Consider the following 16495-nt stretch of genomic DNA (forward strand, 5'->3'; position numbering starts at 1 on the left):
GACACCTCCATTCGCTATTTATTACCAAACGTACGCTAGAACTTCGCCACCCATTTGTGATTGGCGAGCTTCTTTATCAGTCATAATGCCTTTAGATGTAGATACGATCGCAATACCAAGTCCTCCAAGAACACGTGGAAGTTCAGTTGATTTTGCGTAAACACGTAAACCAGGCTTAGAAATACGCTTAAGACCTGAGATTACACGCTCGTTGTTAGAACCGTACTTAAGGAAGATGCGAATCATTCCTTGTTTGCTATCCTCTACATACTCCACATCGCGAACAAAACCTTCACGCTTAAGGATTTCAGCTATTTCTTTTTTCATATTAGAAGCAGGAAGCTCCAATTTATCGTGACGAACAGTGTTTGCGTTGCGGATGCGAGTAAGCATATCTGCAATTGGATCTGTCATAACCATTACTAGTTACCTCCTTCCCTTTTTTCAGGGTATTACCAGCTGGCTTTTTTAACGCCAGGAATTTGACCTTTGTAAGCAAGTTCTCTGAAACAAATACGGCACAATTTGAACTTGCGGATTACTGAATGAGGACGCCCGCAACGTTCACAGCGCGTATATTCTTGCACTTGGAACTTTTGCTTGCGTTGTTGCTTAGCAATCATGGATTTCTTTGCCACGGGTAAACCTCCTTTGGCTAAAGGTTATTTTTGGAATGGCATTCCGACTTGTGTAAGAAGCTCACGTGCTTCTTCGTCAGTGTTCGCAGTCGTTACGATAACGATGTCCATTCCGCGAACTTTGTTTACTTTATCATAGTCGATCTCCGGGAAGATCAATTGTTCTTTAACACCTAGCGTGTAGTTACCGCGGCCGTCGAAAGACTTCTTGGAAACCCCGCGGAAGTCACGTACACGTGGAAGGGAAACGCTGATTAACTTATCAAGGAAGTCATACATGCGCTCTCCGCGAAGTGTAACTTTTGATCCGATCGGCATACCTTCACGAAGTTTGAATCCAGCGATAGATTTCTTAGCGCGTGTGATCACAGGCTTTTGACCAGCGATTGCTGTAAGTTCCTCTACTGCTGTATCTAACACTTTAGAGTTGGATACTGCTTCACCAACACCCATGTTGATAACGATTTTTTCAATCTTTGGTGCTTGCATTACTGAAGTGTAATTAAACTTTTCCATTAGAGATGGTAAGATCTCTGATTTATATCGCTCTTGTAGACGGTTCATTATGTGTCCTCCTTTCACTCTGAGACTTATTTATCTAGGGTTTCACCAGATTTTTTGGCCACACGAACTTTTTTCCCATCAACTACATTGTAGCCTACACGAGTAGGAGCACCAGTTTTAGGGTCAAGAGGCATTACGTTAGAAGCATGAATTGGTGCTTCTTGGCTAAGGATTCCACCTTGTGGGTTAGCTTGAGAAGGTTTAGCGTGTTTCTTAACAACGTTCACGCCTTCAACAAGCACTTTGTTCAGCTTCGGAAAAGCTTCAAGGATCACACCTTGTTTGCCTTTATCCTTGCCGGAAATAACTTGTACTTTATCGCCTTTTTTCACATGCAATGGCATTGTGATGTTGCACCTCCTTACAAGACAATAAGCGCCTTGCTAGTAAATATATTAAAGAACTTCTGGAGCAAGAGATACGATTTTCATAAATTGCTTGTCACGAAGTTCACGTGCTACTGGTCCGAAGATACGAGTTCCTCGAGGACCTTTATCATCCTTAACGATTACAGCCGCGTTCTCATCAAAGCGGATGTAAGATCCGTCGTTACGGCGCATACCACGCTTAGAGCGTACCACTACCGCTTTAACAACGTCACCTTTCTTAACAACGCCACCTGGTGTTGCGGACTTAACCGAACAAACGATGATGTCACCAACGTTAGCGTACTTACGACCAGAACCACCAAGAACTTTAATGCAAAGTAACTCTTTCGCACCGGAGTTATCAGCTACTCTTAAACGGGATTCTTGTTGAATCATGCGAATGGACCTCCTTTCGGATATGAGTATAATCCGAACAATTTATTAAATAATTACTGCTTCTTCTACTACTTCAACCAAACGGAATCGCTTGTCTTTAGAAAGCGGACGCGTTTCCATAACCTTTACGATATCGCCAATCTTAGCAGTGTTGTTTTCATCATGCGCTTTTAACTTTTTAGAGTATTTAACGCGTTTGTTATATAAAGTGTGATTCTTGTATGTTTCAACAAGCACTGTAATCGTTTTGTCCATCTTGTCGGAAACAACACGACCAGTATACACCTTGCGCTGGTTACGTTCACTCATTGTGCGAACCTCCTCTCAAGATTTAACCGTTAGTAATCCCAAGCTCTCTTTCGCGTAAAACCGTTTTTGCACGGGCAATTGCTTTACGAACTTCACGAATGCGGGCCGGGTTTTCAAGTTGACCTGTCGCTAGTTGGAAACGAAGGTTAAAAAGCTCTTCTTTAAGTGCTTTTGCTTTTTGTTCAACTTCTGCAGTGGTCAGGTTACGAATATCATTAGCCTTCATTTGTGTCACCACCCACTTCTTCGCGTTTAACAAACTTACATTTTACAGGAAGTTTGTGTGCTGCAAGACGCAACGCTTCGCGTGCCACTTCTTCAGAGACACCTGCGATTTCAAACATAACTTTTCCTGGCTTAACTACTGCTACCCATCCTTCAGGAGCACCTTTACCAGATCCCATTCGGACTTCTAGAGGCTTTGCAGTGTAAGGCTTTGACGGGAAAATCTTAATCCATACTTTACCGCCACGCTTCATATAACGAGTCATCGCAATACGAGCTGCTTCGATCTGACGGTTAGTAATCCAGCTAGCTTCAAGAGCTTGCAAACCGAATTCTCCGAAATGAACTTCAGTACCGCCTTTTGCGTTCCCACGCATTTTACCGCGGTGTTCACGACGATATTTAACACGTTTTGGCAATAACATAATTATTTGCCTCCTTCCTCTTTTTTCGTTCCTCTTGTTGGAAGGACCTCACCACGATAAATCCAGATTTTAACTCCAAGCTTACCGTAAGTTGTGTCTGCTTCAGCAGTACCGTAATCGATGTCTGCACGAAGTGTGTGAAGAGGAACTGTACCTTCACTATAATGTTCAGCACGAGCGATATCAGCTCCGCCAAGACGGCCTGACACTTGTGTTTTGATACCTTTCGCACCCATACGCATTGCACGTTGGATCGCCTGCTTCATAGCACGACGGAAAGATACACGGTTTTCAAGTTGACGAGCGATGTTTTCAGCAACTAGCTTCGCATCAACGTCAGCTTGCTTGATTTCAAAGATGTTTACATGAACTCGCTTGCCAGTGATGTCGTTAAGGGCTTTACGAAGTGCTTCAACTTCAGATCCACCTTTACCGATTACCATTCCTGGTTTAGCAGTTTTGATTGTGATATTCACACGATTAGCTGCACGTTCGATTTCAACACCGGATACAGCCGCGTCTTTTAAACGCTTTTCAATATATGAACGGATCTTAAGGTCTTCATGTAAAAGATTAGCGTAATCCTTTTCAGCGTACCACTTTGAATCCCAGTCACGGATGACGCCAATACGTAGACCTATTGGATTTACTTTTTGACCCACGTCTTAACCCTCCTTCTTTTCAGAAACAACGATTGTGATGTGGCTAGTACGTTTGTTGATACGGCTTGCGCGACCCATCGCACGAGGACGGAAACGCTTAAGAGTAATACCTTCATCAACGAACGCTTGCTTAATCACTAAGTTGTTCGGTTCCATTTCATAGTTGTGTTCTGCGTTTGCGATAGCAGACTTAAGCACCTTTTCAATTACAGGAGAAGCTGCTTTAGGCGTCAAACGTAGAATCGCAAGTGCCTCACCTACTTGCTTACCTCGAATCAAGTCGATTACGATGCGAGCTTTACGAGGAGCAATACGCACTTGTTTAGCAATTGCTTTTGCTTCCATTTTGTGTACCTCCCCTCAATTAACGTCTTGTTTTCTTATCATCGGCTGCGTGACCTTTGTAAGTACGCGTTGGAGCGAATTCACCCAACTTGTGACCGACCATATCTTCTGTACAATATACCGGCACATGCTTACGACCATCATAAACAGCGATTGTGTGACCGATGAAGTCAGGGAAAATCGTAGAACGACGAGACCAAGTTTTAACTACTTTCTTGTCGTTAGATTCATTAAGTGCCTCGACCTTTTTCATCAAGTGGTCATCTACAAAAGGCCCTTTTTTCAAACTGCGACCCATTTGAGAACCTCCCTTTGTGTTTGCGCTACGGCTCGATTGAACCGTAGGACAATCACATTATTTTTTGCGACGACGTACAATGTACTTGTCAGTTTGGCTATTTTTCTTACGAGTTTTATATCCAAGAGTTGGTTTACCCCATGGAGACATTGGTGATTTACGTCCGATTGGAGCGCGTCCTTCACCACCACCGTGTGGGTGATCGTTAGGGTTCATTACAGAACCACGAACTGTTGGGCGGATACCCTTCCAACGAGAACGACCTGCTTTACCAACGTTCACAAGTTCGTGCTCTAAGTTTCCAACTTGACCGATTGTTGCACGGCAAGTAAGAAGGATCATACGAACTTCACCAGAACCTAGACGAACTAGCGCATACTTTTCTTCTTTACCAAGAAGTTGAGCTTCAGCACCAGCTGAACGAGCCAATTGTCCACCTTTACCAGGCTTAAGTTCGATGTTGTGAATTGTAGAACCTACAGGAATGTTAGCTAATGGAAGTGAGTTACCCACTTTAATATCAGCTTCAGGTCCAGACATGATCTGTTGACCTACAGTGATTCCTTTTGGAGCTAGGATGTAACGCTTCTCACCATCTGCATAGTGGATAAGCGCGATGTTAGCAGTACGGTTCGGATCGTACTCGATTGTAGCAACGCGACCTGGTATTCCATCTTTGTTACGTTTGAAATCGATGATACGATACTTACGCTTGTGTCCACCACCTTGGTGACGAACAGTTAGTTTACCTTGGTTGTTACGTCCAGCTTTTTTGCTAAGAGGAGCAAGCAAGGATTTTTCTGGTTGGTCAGTTGTAATTTCAGCAAAGTCAAGCTGAGACATGTTACGACGACCGTTAGTTGTCGGTTTAAACTTTTTGATACCCATTGTAATTTCCCTCCTTTACGAGTTCTTTTTAAACTCCTTCAAAAAAGTCGAGTTCTTTGCTTTCTGGAGTTAGTGTAACTACAGCTTTTTTACGTTTAGAAGTGTAACCAGTATGACGGCCTACACGCTTAAACTTACCTTTGTAGTTAGCAGTGTTAACAGTTTGTACTTTCACGCCAAAGATTTCTTCAAGTGCACCTTTGATTTGAGTCTTAGTAGCACGAGGGTTAACTTCGAACGTGTATTTTTTGTCAGCCATTATTTCAGTAGAACGCTCTGTAATAACGGGGCGCTTAATCACATCACGAGCTTCCATTATGCGAGCACCTCCCCTACTTTTTCCACAGCGTCTTTAGTCATAAGAAGCTTGTCGTGGTTTAACACGTCAAGAACACTAACGCCGTTAGCCGTAACAACTGTTACGCCAGGGATGTTACGTGCAGACAATGCAACAGCGTCATTGTAATCAGCAGTTACAACTAATGCTTTACGATCTGCGGATAGATTTGAAAGAACTTGCTTCATTTCCTTTGTTTTAGGAGCTTCGAATGCAAGTGCTTCTAAAACGATCAAGTCGTTATCTAGAACCTTAGAAGATAGCGCTGATTTAATAGCTAAGCGACGAACCTTCTTAGGTAATTTGTAAGAATAGCTTCTTGGTGTTGGTCCGAAAACCACTCCACCGCCAACCCATTGTGGAGAACGGATAGATCCTTGACGAGCACGTCCAGTACCTTTCTGTTTCCAAGGCTTGCGTCCACCACCAGCAACTTCGGAACGGTTCTTAACATCATGAGTTCCTTGGCGCTGTGATGCTTGCTGCATAATAACAGCGTCGAAAAGCACGCTTTTATTTGGTTCAATACCGAAAACGGAATCGTTTAATTCGATATCGCCAGCTTGAGTACCATCTTGTTTAAATAATGCTACTTTTGGCATCAGATTGTCCTCCTTCCTTATTTAGCATCCTTTGCTTTAACAGCAGAGTTAATTGTAACGTAGCTCTTTTTCGCTCCAGGTACGTTACCTTTGATTAGTAGAAGATTACGTTCTGCATCAACCCTAACAACTTCTAGGTTTTGTACAGTTACTGTATCTCCGCCAGTACGTCCAGGTAGTGCTTTTCCTTTGAAAACACGGTTAGGGTCAACAGCACCCATTGAACCAGGACGACGGTGGTAACGGGAACCGTGGCTCATTGGCCCGCGTGATTGCCCGTGACGCTTGATAACACCTTGGAATCCTTTTCCTTTAGATGTACCAGTAACGTCTACAGCGTCACCTTCTGCAAAAATGTCAGCTTTGACTTCCTGACCAACTTCGTATCCCGCAACATCAACATTACGGAATTCTTTAACGTAGCGCTTAGGGCTCGTGCTAGCTTTTGCAGCATGTCCTGCTTGCGGCTTGTTAGTACGAGAGTCTTTTTTATCATCAAATCCAAGTTGGATAGCTTCGTAGCCATCATTCTCAACGGATTTCTTTTGAAGAACAACGTTAGGAGTTACTTCTACTACAGTAACTGGAATTAAATCTCCGTTTTCTGCGAAAACTTGAGTCATACCAATTTTTCTACCTAAGATTCCTTTGGTCATTCGTCACACCTCCTATTAATAAGTAAAATATTTATTAGCAAACGTGAAATTATAGTTTAATTTCGATGTCTACACCAGACGGTAGATCCAAACGCATTAACGAATCAACTGTTTGTGGTGTTGGCTCGATAATATCGATCAAGCGCTTATGAGTACGCATTTCGAACTGCTCACGAGAGTCCTTGTACTTATGAACCGCACGAAGGATCGTGTAGACTGCCTTCTCAGTAGGTAGTGGGATAGGACCAGATACCTTTGCTCCTGAACGCTTAGCAGTTTCTACGATTTTTTCAGCTGATTGATCAAGAATTCTGTGATCATACGCCTTTAAACGGATACGAATCTTTTGCTTTGCCATTTTTTTCCCTCCTTTATTCGCCTATTTTGATAAACAGACATTGCTCCGCGGAAATTCAACCTGATGTCACCAGCCATGGCAAAGGGGCCTAGTGTGTCAGCAACCTTCCGGATCATCGCAGTGAATGACCAACATTACTTATTATAGAGAATAGCAACGCCTAATGCAAGTTTTATTTGCAATTATTTATTGCTAATCGCACTTTTTCTATTATAGAGAGTTTATTGCTTGAATTCAACTTCCTTTTTCTTCTTTTGCACATTTGTTTTCATGTACTTTGATGTGTTTCTTCTATATAAATAGTTGAGGGTGATAATGCTACTTGGGTATTTTACTGTCGGTTGTAGGTTGTGACTTTCCAGTTTCAAGCTAATTGTGGGTGAGTAGTAACATATATTTATTAATTCGTGGGTTGGCAACGGACTTTCGTGGATTGAATCCTAAAACTTGTGGATTGGGCAGTAAAACTTTTGGATTGAATCCTAAAACTTGTGGATTAGACAGTAAAACTTTTGGATTGAAGACCATAACTCGTGGATTGGGTAGTAAAACTTTTGGATTGAATCCTAAAACTTGTGGATTAGACAGTAAAACTTTTGGATTGAAGACCATAACTCGTGGATTGGGCAGTAAAACTTTTGGATTCAATACCTAATCTCGTGGATTAACTAATTATTCATGTCACTCGATGGTTTTATTTGCTGAGATCAGTATCATATTTAGCTTTCATTGTATCGCGATCATGGGTAGAGAGGCTGTTTCCACTGATATGTACATCTTTTCTTCGATACATAAGCAATTTCCACCGATATAACTCGCTCTTCCACCGATAAAAGTGAAATTCCCACCCGTAAATTCAGCACACTTATTAAAAATGCTTCAATCATATAAAAGAGCACCCTCCGAATGGAGAGTGCTCTTTATATAGAAGTAATCAAAAAGATTACTCAGTGATTGTTGCAACTACGCCTGCACCAACTGTACGTCCACCTTCACGAATAGAGAACTTAGTTCCTTCTTCGATAGCGATTGGAGCGATTAGTTCTACAGTCATCTCAACGTTATCTCCAGGCATAACCATTTCTACGCCTTCAGGAAGTTGGATGATACCAGTTACGTCAGTTGTACGGAAGTAGAACTGAGGACGGTAGTTAGAGAAGAATGGAGTGTGACGTCCACCCTCTTCTTTTGAAAGAACATAAACTTCTGATTTGAACTTAGTGTGAGCTTTAACAGTACCTGGCTTAGCAAGAACTTGTCCACGCTCAACATCGTCACGGGAAACCCCACGAAGAAGTGCACCAATGTTGTCACCAGCTTCAGCATAGTCAAGAAGCTTACGGAACATTTCAACACCTGTTACAGTTGTTGATTTTGGCTCTTCAGTAAGACCAAGGATCTCAACTACGTCACCAACTTTTACTACTCCACGCTCAACACGTCCAGTAGCAACTGTACCACGACCAGTGATTGAGAATACATCCTCAACTGGCATCATGAATGGCTTTTCAGTGTCACGAGGAGGTGTTGGGATATAAGAATCTACAGCATCCATTAGCTCATAGATTTTAGCTTCCCATTCAGCGTCTCCTTCAAGAGCTTTAAGAGCAGAACCTTTGATTACAGGAATGTCGTCTCCTGGGAAGTCATACTCAGAAAGAAGGTCACGAACTTCCATTTCAACTAGCTCAAGAAGTTCTTCGTCGTCTACCATGTCACACTTGTTCATGAATACAACAAGGTAAGGTACACCTACTTGACGAGAAAGAAGGATGTGCTCACGAGTTTGTGGCATTGGGCCGTCAGCAGCAGATACTACTAGGATCCCACCATCCATTTGTGCTGCACCAGTGATCATGTTCTTAACATAGTCAGCATGTCCTGGGCAGTCTACGTGTGCATAGTGACGAGAATCAGTTTCGTACTCAACGTGTGCAGTTGAGATCGTGATTCCACGCTCGCGCTCTTCTGGAGCACCGTCGATTTGGTCATAAGCCATTGCTACACCCTTACCGTTTTTCTTAGCAAGAACAGTAGTGATAGCAGCTGTTAAAGTTGTTTTACCATGGTCAACGTGACCAATAGTACCAATGTTAGCATGCGTTTTGGAACGATCAAATTTCTCTTTACCCATGAGAAAGATTCCTCCTTAAATATGGTTACATATAGTAGATTTTTTATTTAAAACAGACAGGTTATACTGCCCATTTTAGATTACATGAAAATGTTGTTTCTTACAACCGAAGAGATTAAGCTCCAGTTGCTTTTTTGATGATTTCTTCAGAAATTGACTTAGGTACTTCTTCGTAGTGATCGAAGTGCATTGAGTAAGTACCGCGGCCTTGTGTACGAGAACGCAAGCTAGTCGCATAACCGAACATCTCTGCAAGTGGAACCATCGCTTTAACGATTTGTGCATTACCACGAGCTTCCATACCTTCAACACGTCCACGACGGGAAGTTACGTCACCCATGATGTCTCCCATGTACTCTTCAGGAACCGTTACTTCAACTTTCATAATCGGCTCTAAGATTGCAGGGTCACACTTTGATTTAGCGTTCTTAAGTGCCATTGAACCGGCAATCTTAAACGCCATTTCGTTGGAGTCAACATCATGGTAAGATCCGTCAACGATACGAGCTTTAAGGTCAAGTAATGGGAAACCAGCAAGCATACCGTTTTTCATTGACTCTTCAATACCAGCTTGAACAGCAGGGATGTATTCACGAGGAACTGCCCCACCAACGATTTTGTTTTCAAATACGAATCCAGATCCTTCATCACCTGGCTCGAATTCAATCCAAACGTGACCGTATTGTCCACGACCACCAGACTGACGAACGAATTTACCTTCAACTTTAGCTGCTTGGCGAATTGTTTCACGGTAAGCAACCTGAGGAGCACCCACGTTTGCTTCTACCTTGAATTCGCGACGCATACGGTCAACTAGGATATCAAGGTGAAGTTCACCCATACCTGCGATGATCGTTTGTCCAGTTTCTTCGTTTGTTTCAGTACGGAATGTCGGATCTTCTTCAGCAAGCTTAGCAAGCGCCATACCCATCTTGTCTTGGTCTGCTTTAGACTTCGGCTCGATAGATAGTGAGATAACTGGCTCTGGGAATACCATGGATTCTAAGATAACAAGGTTCTTTTCATCACATAGTGTATCACCAGTTGTAGTATCTTTAAGACCTACAGCAGCTGCGATATCTCCAGCGTATACAACAGAGATCTCTTCACGGGAGTTTGCGTGCATTTGAAGGATACGTCCAACACGCTCGCGCTTTCCTTTTGTAGAGTTCTGTACGTATGAACCAGAGTTTAAAGTACCAGAGTATACACGGAAGAATGTTAACTTACCAACATAAGGGTCAGTCATAACTTTAAATGCAAGTGCTGAGAATGGTGCTTCGTCACTTGATTCACGAGTTACTTCTTCTTCTGAGTCAGGAAGAACACCTTTGATAGCTGGTACATCAACCGGCGATGGAAGGTAATCAAGAACAGCGTCAAGCATAAGCTGAACACCTTTGTTCTTAAATGCAGATCCACACATTACTGGGTAGAACTCAACGTTACAAGTTCCTTGACGGATACCTGCTTTAAGTTCTTCGTTCGTAATCTCTTCGCCTTCTAAGTACTTCATCATCATTTCTTCATCTAGCTCAGCAACCGCTTCGATAAGTTTTCCACGGTATTCTTCAGCTAAAGGCATGTGCTCTTCCGGAATGTCACGAACTTCGATATCAGTACCGAGGTCGTTACCGTAGAATACAGCTTTCATTTCGATAAGGTCGATGATAGCTTCGAATTGGTCTTCAGCACCGATCGGTAATTGGATCGGGTGAGCATTTGCACCAAGACGATCATGGATAGTTTTTACGGAATATAAGAAGTCCGCACCAATCTTGTCCATTTTGTTTACGAATACTACACGAGGTACTCCGTAAGTTGTAGCCTGACGCCATACTGTTTCTGTTTGTGGTTCTACACCTGATTGAGCATCAAGTAAAGCAACCGCTCCGTCTAATACACGTAATGAACGTTCTACTTCAACTGTAAAGTCTACGTGTCCTGGTGTGTCAATAATGTTGACACGGTGACCTTTCCATTGAGCAGTTGTAGCAGCGGAAGTAATCGTGATTCCACGCTCTTGTTCCTGCTCCATCCAGTCCATTTGTGAAGCTCCTTCATGAGTTTCACCAATTTTGTGGATACGGCCAGTATAGTAAAGTACACGTTCTGTAGTCGTTGTTTTACCAGCATCGATGTGAGCCATGATCCCGATATTACGAGTATTTTTTAAGGAGAATTCTCTAGCCATGAATTTCTCTCCTTCCTTATGCAAAGGAATTTTTATAGTGTTTTAGAGACAGTCCGAAAACTGTCTCTATGATTTTACCAGCGGTAGTGAGCAAACGCTTTGTTTGCTTCTGCCATTTTGTGCATATCTTCGCGCTTCTTAACAGAAGCACCAGTGTTATTAGCAGCATCCATGATCTCATACGCAAGACGTTCTTCCATTGTCTTTTCTCCGCGTAGACGAGAGTAGTTCGTTAGGTAACGAAGTCCTAGTGTTGTACGACGCTCTGGGCGAACTTCAACTGGTACTTGGTAGTTAGCTCCACCAACACGGCGAGCACGAACTTCAAGAACTGGCATGATATTTTTAAGAGCTTGTTCAAACACTTCCATAGGATCTTGGTTTGTACGTTCTTTAATAAGATCAAACGCATTGTACAAGATTGTTTGAGCTACCCCTCTCTTACCGTCAATCATAATTTTATTGATTAGACGAGTTACAAGCTTAGACTTGTAAATTGGATCAGGTAACACATCACGACGAGCAACAGGTCCTTTACGTGGCATGTGGTCCCCTCCTTTCTGATAGTTGTTTAATTTATTTTAAAATTATTTCTTAGCTTCCTTTGGACGCTTCGTTCCGTACTTAGAACGACCTTGCATACGGTTAGTAACACCAGCCGTATCAAGAGCACCACGAACGATGTGGTAACGTACCCCCGGTAAGTCTTTTACACGTCCTCCACGGATAAGAACAACACTGTGCTCTTGAAGGTTGTGTCCGATACCAGGAATGTAAGCTGTAACTTCGATTCCGTTTGTTAGACGAACACGGGCATACTTACGAAGCGCCGAGTTCGGCTTCTTAGGAGTCATAGTACCAACACGTGTACAAACTCCACGCTTTTGCGGAGATGAAACGTTAGTTTGGGACTTCTTGAAGCTGTTGTAACCTTTGTTTAACGCAGGAGAGTCAGATTTCTTTGTTTTAGAAACACGACCTTTGCGAACTAATTGGTTAATTGTAGGCATTTTGTATTTCCTCCTCTCTTGTTTTGTAATACCACCGACCCAGGTGGTTCATTTTAGGACAAAAGAAAGTTTTTGCGAGCGGAGCGATCTTACTACTCATCGCAAAAACGTTTATTTTATCCTTTTATCGCAACAGTTGCGGCCCCGACATCTATACCGCATGCTTTTCCAAGCTTTTTCATGGAATCAACCTTTACGATCGGTACGTGCTTTTCTTCGGCAATCTGCAATACTTTGCTCGTCACTCGAAAATCAGCGTCTTCCGCAACGACCAGCTCTTTGACCTCGCCGTTCTGTAAAGCTTTGATTGTTTGCTTAGTACCTACGATAATTTCAGAAGCCTGTGTCACTTTTTCATAAGACATACAAATATCCTCCAAAGCAACATTTCTTTAGGAGCACATCCGTAATCATATCACTGATGCGCTCCAAATGTCAACATGTCATTTATTAATCTTGAGAAACAAGTTCAGTTGGCAATTCAGCCTCTTCACTGTTCTCTTCTTCAACTACTGGTGAGTTGATTCCGATGTTTCTGTAACGGTTCATACCTGTTCCAGCTGGAATCAGCTTACCGATAATAACGTTTTCCTTAAGTCCGAGAAGCTCGTCACGCTTACCTTTGATAGCAGCGTCCGTAAGAACTCGAGTTGTTTCCTGGAACGATGCAGCAGACAAGAACGATTCTGTTTCAAGAGATGCTTTTGTAATACCAAGAAGCACCGGACGTCCTGTAGCAGGAGTTCCACCTTCAAGAAGCACACTACGGTTAACATCCGTAAAGTTATGAATGTCCATAAGAGCTCCAGGAAGTACTTGAGAATCACCAGAGTCGATGATACGCACTTTACGAAGCATTTGGCGAACCATTACTTCAACGTGCTTATCTCCGATTTCTACCCCTTGCATACGGTAAACTTTCTGAACCTCACGCAATAGGTATTCTTGTACGCCTTCAGCACCGCGTACTTTGATTAGTTCCTTAGGATCGATTGAACCTTCTGTCAATACTTGACCGGCAGTTACCTTATCTCCTTCAACCGCCTTAATACGGGCACCGAAAGGAATCGTGTATGATCTCGATTCAATTTCACCTTGGACAACAACTTCACGCTTATCTTTATTGTCGTTCACGCCAACAACCGTACCTTCAAGCTCTGAAATAACAGCTTGACCTTTCGGGTTACGCGCTTCAAACAATTCTTGGATACGCGGAAGACCTTGTGTGATATCGTCTCCTGCTACCCCACCTGTATGGAAGGTACGCATTGTAAGCTGTGTACCTGGCTCACCGATGGATTGAGCAGCGATAATTCCAACAGCTTCCCCAACTTCAACGTCAGAGCCTGTTGCAAGGTTGCGTCCGTAACATTTCTTACAAACACCATGACGAGTGTCACATGTAAATACAGAACGGATGGTTACTGCCTTCACGCCTACTTCTTCAATATGAGCGGCCATGTCTTCAGTAATCAGCTGATTAACGTCTGCAAGAATTTCTTTTGTTTCTGGGTGGTATACCTTTTTATAAGCAGTACGACCGATTAAGCGCTCATGAAGCGGCTCGATCACTTCGTTGCCTTCTTTAATAGCAGCAACTTCTAAACCACGGTCTGTTCCACAATCATCTTCACGTACGATTACGTCTTGAGCAACGTCAACCAAACGACGAGTAAGGTAACCAGAGTCAGCTGTTTTAAGGGCTGTATCGGCAAGACCTTTACGCGCTCCGTGAGTAGAAATAAAGTACTCGAGTACTGTTAGCCCTTCACGGAAACTTGATTTGATTGGAAGCTCGATGATTTTACCAGCCGGGTTGGCCATCAGACCACGCATACCAGCTAGCTGCGTAAAGTTCGATGCGTTACCACGGGCACCGGAGTCACTCATCATGAAGATTGGGTTTCGCTTATCAAGTGTTCCCATCAATTTATTTTGGATTTCGTCTTTCGCCAAACTCCAAATATTAATTACACGCTCATAGCGCTCTTCTTCTGTGATCAAACCACGTCTGAATTGCTTTGTAACGTTAACTACTTTTTCTTCCGCAACAGCAAGGATTTCTTGCTTTTCTGGTAATACCACGATATCGGATACACCGATCGTAATACCAGCGCGTGTAGAATATTTAAATCCTAAGTCCTTCATGCGATCAAGCATTTTAGACGTTTCAGTAATCTTAAAGCGTTTAAATACTTCCGCGATAACCTTACCAAGGATTCCTTTCTTGAAAGGAACAATTTCTTCATGCTTCTGAATTTCTTCCTTGACATTAGCAGCCGGATCTAAGAAGTACTTTTCAGGTGTTTCCACTTGAAGGTTCGTCGTAGTCGGCTCGTTAATATACGGGAATGACGGAGGCAGGATTTCGTTGAATAACAACTTACCTACTGTAGTCATCAGAAGTTTAGATTGCTGTTCTTCCGTGAAAGTTTCTTTATTTAAGCTGGATACAGGCACCGCAATACGTGTATGCAAGTGTACATATCCATTTTCATAAGCGATGATCGCTTCATTGATATCTTTAAATACTGACCCTTCACCAATAGCTCCTGCACGCTCAAGTGTTAAGTAATAGTTACCTAATACCATATCCTGTGAAGGTGTTACTACCGGCTTACCATCTTTCGGGTTCAAGATATTTTGGGCAGCAAGCATTAAAATACGAGCCTCTGCTTGAGCTTCAGCTGATAAAGGTACGTGGACCGCCATTTGGTCACCATCGAAGTCAGCGTTATATGCTGTACATACGAGCGGGTGAAGACGGATAGCACGGCCTTCAACAAGCGTTGGTTCAAATGCTTGGATACCAAGTCTGTGAAGTGTAGGTGCACGGTTAAGAAGTACTGGGTGCTCGCGAATAACTTCTTCTAAAACATCCCAAACTTCAGGCTGAACGCGCTCTACTTTGCGTTTTGCACTCTTAATGTTGTGTGCAAGACCTTTTGATACTAATTCTTTCATAACAAACGGTTTAAACAGTTCCAGTGCCATCTCTTTAGGCAGACCACATTGGTACATCTTTAAGTTCGGACCTACAACGATAACCGAACGACCAGAGTAGTCAACACGTTTACCTAGCAAGTTTTGACGGAAACGTCCTTGTTTCCCTTTCAGCATGTGTGAAAGTGATTTTAATGGACGATTTCCTGGCCCTGTAACCGGACGGCCACGACGGCCATTATCGATTAATGCATCGACTGCTTCTTGAAGCATACGTTTTTCATTTTGAACGATAATGTTAGGAGCACCTAGGTCTAATAGACGCTTCAAACGGTTGTTACGGTTGATAACACGACGGTAAAGGTCGTTAAGATCAGAAGTGGCGAAACGGCCGCCATCAAGCTGAACCATCGGACGCAATTCCGGTGGGATAACCGGAAGTACTTCTAGAATCATCCAGTCGGCATGGTTGCCAGAGTGACGGAATGCTTCTAGTACTTCTAAACGCTTAATCGCACGAGTACGGCGTTGCCCTTGTGCTGTTTTAAGCTCTTCTTTCAGCATCTCTACTTCTTTTTCAGCATCGATGTCTTCTAGAAGTCGTTTGATCGCTTCTGCACCCATTTGTGCAGTAAAGCCTTTGCCATACTTTTCACGGTATGTGCGGTATTCCTTTTCTGAAAGCAGCTGTTTCTTCTCAAGAGGAGTATCTCCTGTTTCAGTAACAACGTAAGAAGCAAAGTAGATGACTTCTTCTAAAGCTCTTGGAGACATATCCAAAACAAGACCCATACGGCTTGGGATACCTTTGAAGTACCAAATGTGTGATACAGGAGCAGCAAGCTCGATGTGACCCATACGGTCACGTCGAACTTTAGCTCTTGTTACTTCAACACCACAACGGTCACAAACCACGCCTTTATAACGGACGCGCTTATACTTTCCGCAATGACATTCCCAGTCTTTTGTCGGACCGAAAATTCTTTCACAGAACAAGCCGTCTTTTTCAGGCTTAAGTGTACGGTAGTTGATTGTTTCAGGTTTCTTTACTTCCCCTCTTGACCACGACCGGATTTTGTCCGGTGAAGCAAGACCAATTTTCATATATTCAAAATTATTTACGTCTATCAAGGAGCGTACCTC

Annotated in this window: 23 protein-coding genes; all 23 read right to left on the reverse strand. The window is 42.9% G+C overall.

All coding sequences use genetic code 11. The features are described 5' to 3' along the window. Positions 1–21 precede the first annotated feature (21 nt). Entirely contained in the window at positions 22–420 is a 399-nt protein-coding gene (gene rpsH / locus AWM68_RS04960) for a 30S ribosomal protein S8 (RefSeq protein WP_066237923.1), read from the reverse strand. A gap of 32 nt (positions 421–452) precedes the next feature. After that, positions 453–638: a 30S ribosomal protein S14 gene (rpsN, locus tag AWM68_RS04965; protein WP_066237928.1), complete on the reverse strand. Its 186-nt coding sequence runs from the start codon at positions 636–638 to the stop codon at positions 453–455. Between the two features lie 24 nt (positions 639–662). Next, a complete protein-coding gene (gene rplE / locus AWM68_RS04970) occupies positions 663–1202 on the reverse strand; it encodes a 50S ribosomal protein L5 (protein WP_066237931.1) in 540 nt (179 codons plus the stop codon). A gap of 26 nt (positions 1203–1228) precedes the next feature. Then, entirely contained in the window at positions 1229–1540 is a 312-nt protein-coding gene (gene rplX / locus AWM68_RS04975) for a 50S ribosomal protein L24 (RefSeq protein WP_066238070.1), read from the reverse strand. Positions 1541–1597: 57 nt separating this feature from the next. Further along, a complete protein-coding gene (gene rplN / locus AWM68_RS04980) occupies positions 1598–1966 on the reverse strand; it encodes a 50S ribosomal protein L14 (RefSeq protein WP_066237936.1) in 369 nt (122 codons plus the stop codon). Between the two features lie 45 nt (positions 1967–2011). Further along, the gene (rpsQ, locus tag AWM68_RS04985) at positions 2012–2275 is read right to left on the reverse strand and encodes a 30S ribosomal protein S17 (protein ID WP_066237938.1); all 264 of its coding nucleotides are present in this window, start codon (positions 2273–2275) and stop codon (positions 2012–2014) included. Between the two features lie 22 nt (positions 2276–2297). Further along, positions 2298–2501, reverse strand: a complete 204-nt coding sequence (gene rpmC, locus AWM68_RS04990) for a 50S ribosomal protein L29 (RefSeq protein WP_066237940.1) — start codon at positions 2499–2501, stop codon at positions 2298–2300. Next, positions 2491–2925 (reverse strand): 50S ribosomal protein L16, encoded by a 435-nt coding sequence (gene rplP / locus AWM68_RS04995; RefSeq protein ID WP_066237943.1) that lies wholly within the window; start codon positions 2923–2925, stop codon positions 2491–2493. The genes rpmC and rplP overlap by 11 nt, the downstream gene beginning before the upstream one ends. Before the next feature lie 2 nt (positions 2926–2927). Further along, a complete protein-coding gene (rpsC, locus tag AWM68_RS05000) occupies positions 2928–3587 on the reverse strand; it encodes a 30S ribosomal protein S3 (RefSeq protein ID WP_066237945.1) in 660 nt (219 codons plus the stop codon). A 3-nt stretch (positions 3588–3590) separates the two neighbouring features. Next, entirely contained in the window at positions 3591–3932 is a 342-nt protein-coding gene (gene rplV / locus AWM68_RS05005; RefSeq protein ID WP_066237948.1) for a 50S ribosomal protein L22, read from the reverse strand. Positions 3933–3951: 19 nt separating this feature from the next. Then, positions 3952–4230 (reverse strand): 30S ribosomal protein S19, encoded by a 279-nt coding sequence (gene rpsS / locus AWM68_RS05010; RefSeq protein ID WP_066237951.1) that lies wholly within the window; start codon positions 4228–4230, stop codon positions 3952–3954. A gap of 57 nt (positions 4231–4287) precedes the next feature. Beyond that, positions 4288–5118 carry a 50S ribosomal protein L2 gene (gene rplB, locus AWM68_RS05015; RefSeq protein ID WP_066237956.1) on the reverse strand — a complete coding sequence of 277 codons (831 nt, stop codon included), beginning with the start codon at positions 5116–5118 and terminating at the stop codon, positions 4288–4290. Positions 5119–5146: 28 nt separating this feature from the next. Then, positions 5147–5434 carry a 50S ribosomal protein L23 gene (rplW, locus tag AWM68_RS05020; protein ID WP_066237959.1) on the reverse strand — a complete coding sequence of 96 codons (288 nt, stop codon included), beginning with the start codon at positions 5432–5434 and terminating at the stop codon, positions 5147–5149. Further along, positions 5434–6057, reverse strand: coding sequence for a 50S ribosomal protein L4 (gene rplD / locus AWM68_RS05025; RefSeq protein ID WP_066237962.1), 624 nt, complete (start codon positions 6055–6057; stop codon positions 5434–5436). The genes rplW and rplD overlap by 1 nt, the downstream gene beginning before the upstream one ends. A gap of 17 nt (positions 6058–6074) precedes the next feature. Continuing rightward, positions 6075–6713 carry a 50S ribosomal protein L3 gene (gene rplC / locus AWM68_RS05030; RefSeq protein ID WP_066237965.1) on the reverse strand — a complete coding sequence of 213 codons (639 nt, stop codon included), beginning with the start codon at positions 6711–6713 and terminating at the stop codon, positions 6075–6077. Positions 6714–6762: 49 nt separating this feature from the next. Further along, positions 6763–7071 (reverse strand): 30S ribosomal protein S10, encoded by a 309-nt coding sequence (rpsJ, locus tag AWM68_RS05035; RefSeq protein WP_007203552.1) that lies wholly within the window; start codon positions 7069–7071, stop codon positions 6763–6765. Positions 7072–7440: 369 nt separating this feature from the next. Continuing rightward, on the reverse strand, positions 7441–7719 hold the full coding sequence (locus AWM68_RS21265; protein ID WP_156488307.1) for a hypothetical protein: 279 nt from the start codon (positions 7717–7719) through the stop codon (positions 7441–7443). Between the two features lie 295 nt (positions 7720–8014). Then, entirely contained in the window at positions 8015–9205 is a 1191-nt protein-coding gene (tuf, locus tag AWM68_RS05040; RefSeq protein WP_066237968.1) for an elongation factor Tu, read from the reverse strand. 115 nt (positions 9206–9320) lie between these two features. After that, positions 9321–11399 carry an elongation factor G gene (gene fusA, locus AWM68_RS05045; RefSeq protein ID WP_066237971.1) on the reverse strand — a complete coding sequence of 693 codons (2079 nt, stop codon included), beginning with the start codon at positions 11397–11399 and terminating at the stop codon, positions 9321–9323. Positions 11400–11473: 74 nt separating this feature from the next. After that, positions 11474–11944 carry a 30S ribosomal protein S7 gene (gene rpsG, locus AWM68_RS05050; protein WP_066237973.1) on the reverse strand — a complete coding sequence of 157 codons (471 nt, stop codon included), beginning with the start codon at positions 11942–11944 and terminating at the stop codon, positions 11474–11476. A gap of 42 nt (positions 11945–11986) precedes the next feature. Beyond that, complete coding sequence (rpsL, locus tag AWM68_RS05055) at positions 11987–12409, reverse strand: 30S ribosomal protein S12 (RefSeq protein WP_066237979.1); 423 nt, start codon at positions 12407–12409, stop codon at positions 11987–11989. Positions 12410–12525: 116 nt separating this feature from the next. After that, positions 12526–12774: a 50S ribosomal protein L7ae-like protein gene (locus tag AWM68_RS05060; protein WP_066237983.1), complete on the reverse strand. Its 249-nt coding sequence runs from the start codon at positions 12772–12774 to the stop codon at positions 12526–12528. An 85-nt stretch (positions 12775–12859) separates the two neighbouring features. Continuing rightward, a complete protein-coding gene (gene rpoC / locus AWM68_RS05065; protein WP_066237986.1) occupies positions 12860–16483 on the reverse strand; it encodes a DNA-directed RNA polymerase subunit beta' in 3624 nt (1207 codons plus the stop codon). Positions 16484–16495: the final 12 nt, after the last annotated feature.

It is taken from the genome of Fictibacillus phosphorivorans, from assembly GCF_001619875.1.
GTDB lineage: Bacteria > Bacillota > Bacilli > Bacillales > Fictibacillaceae > Fictibacillus > Fictibacillus phosphorivorans_B.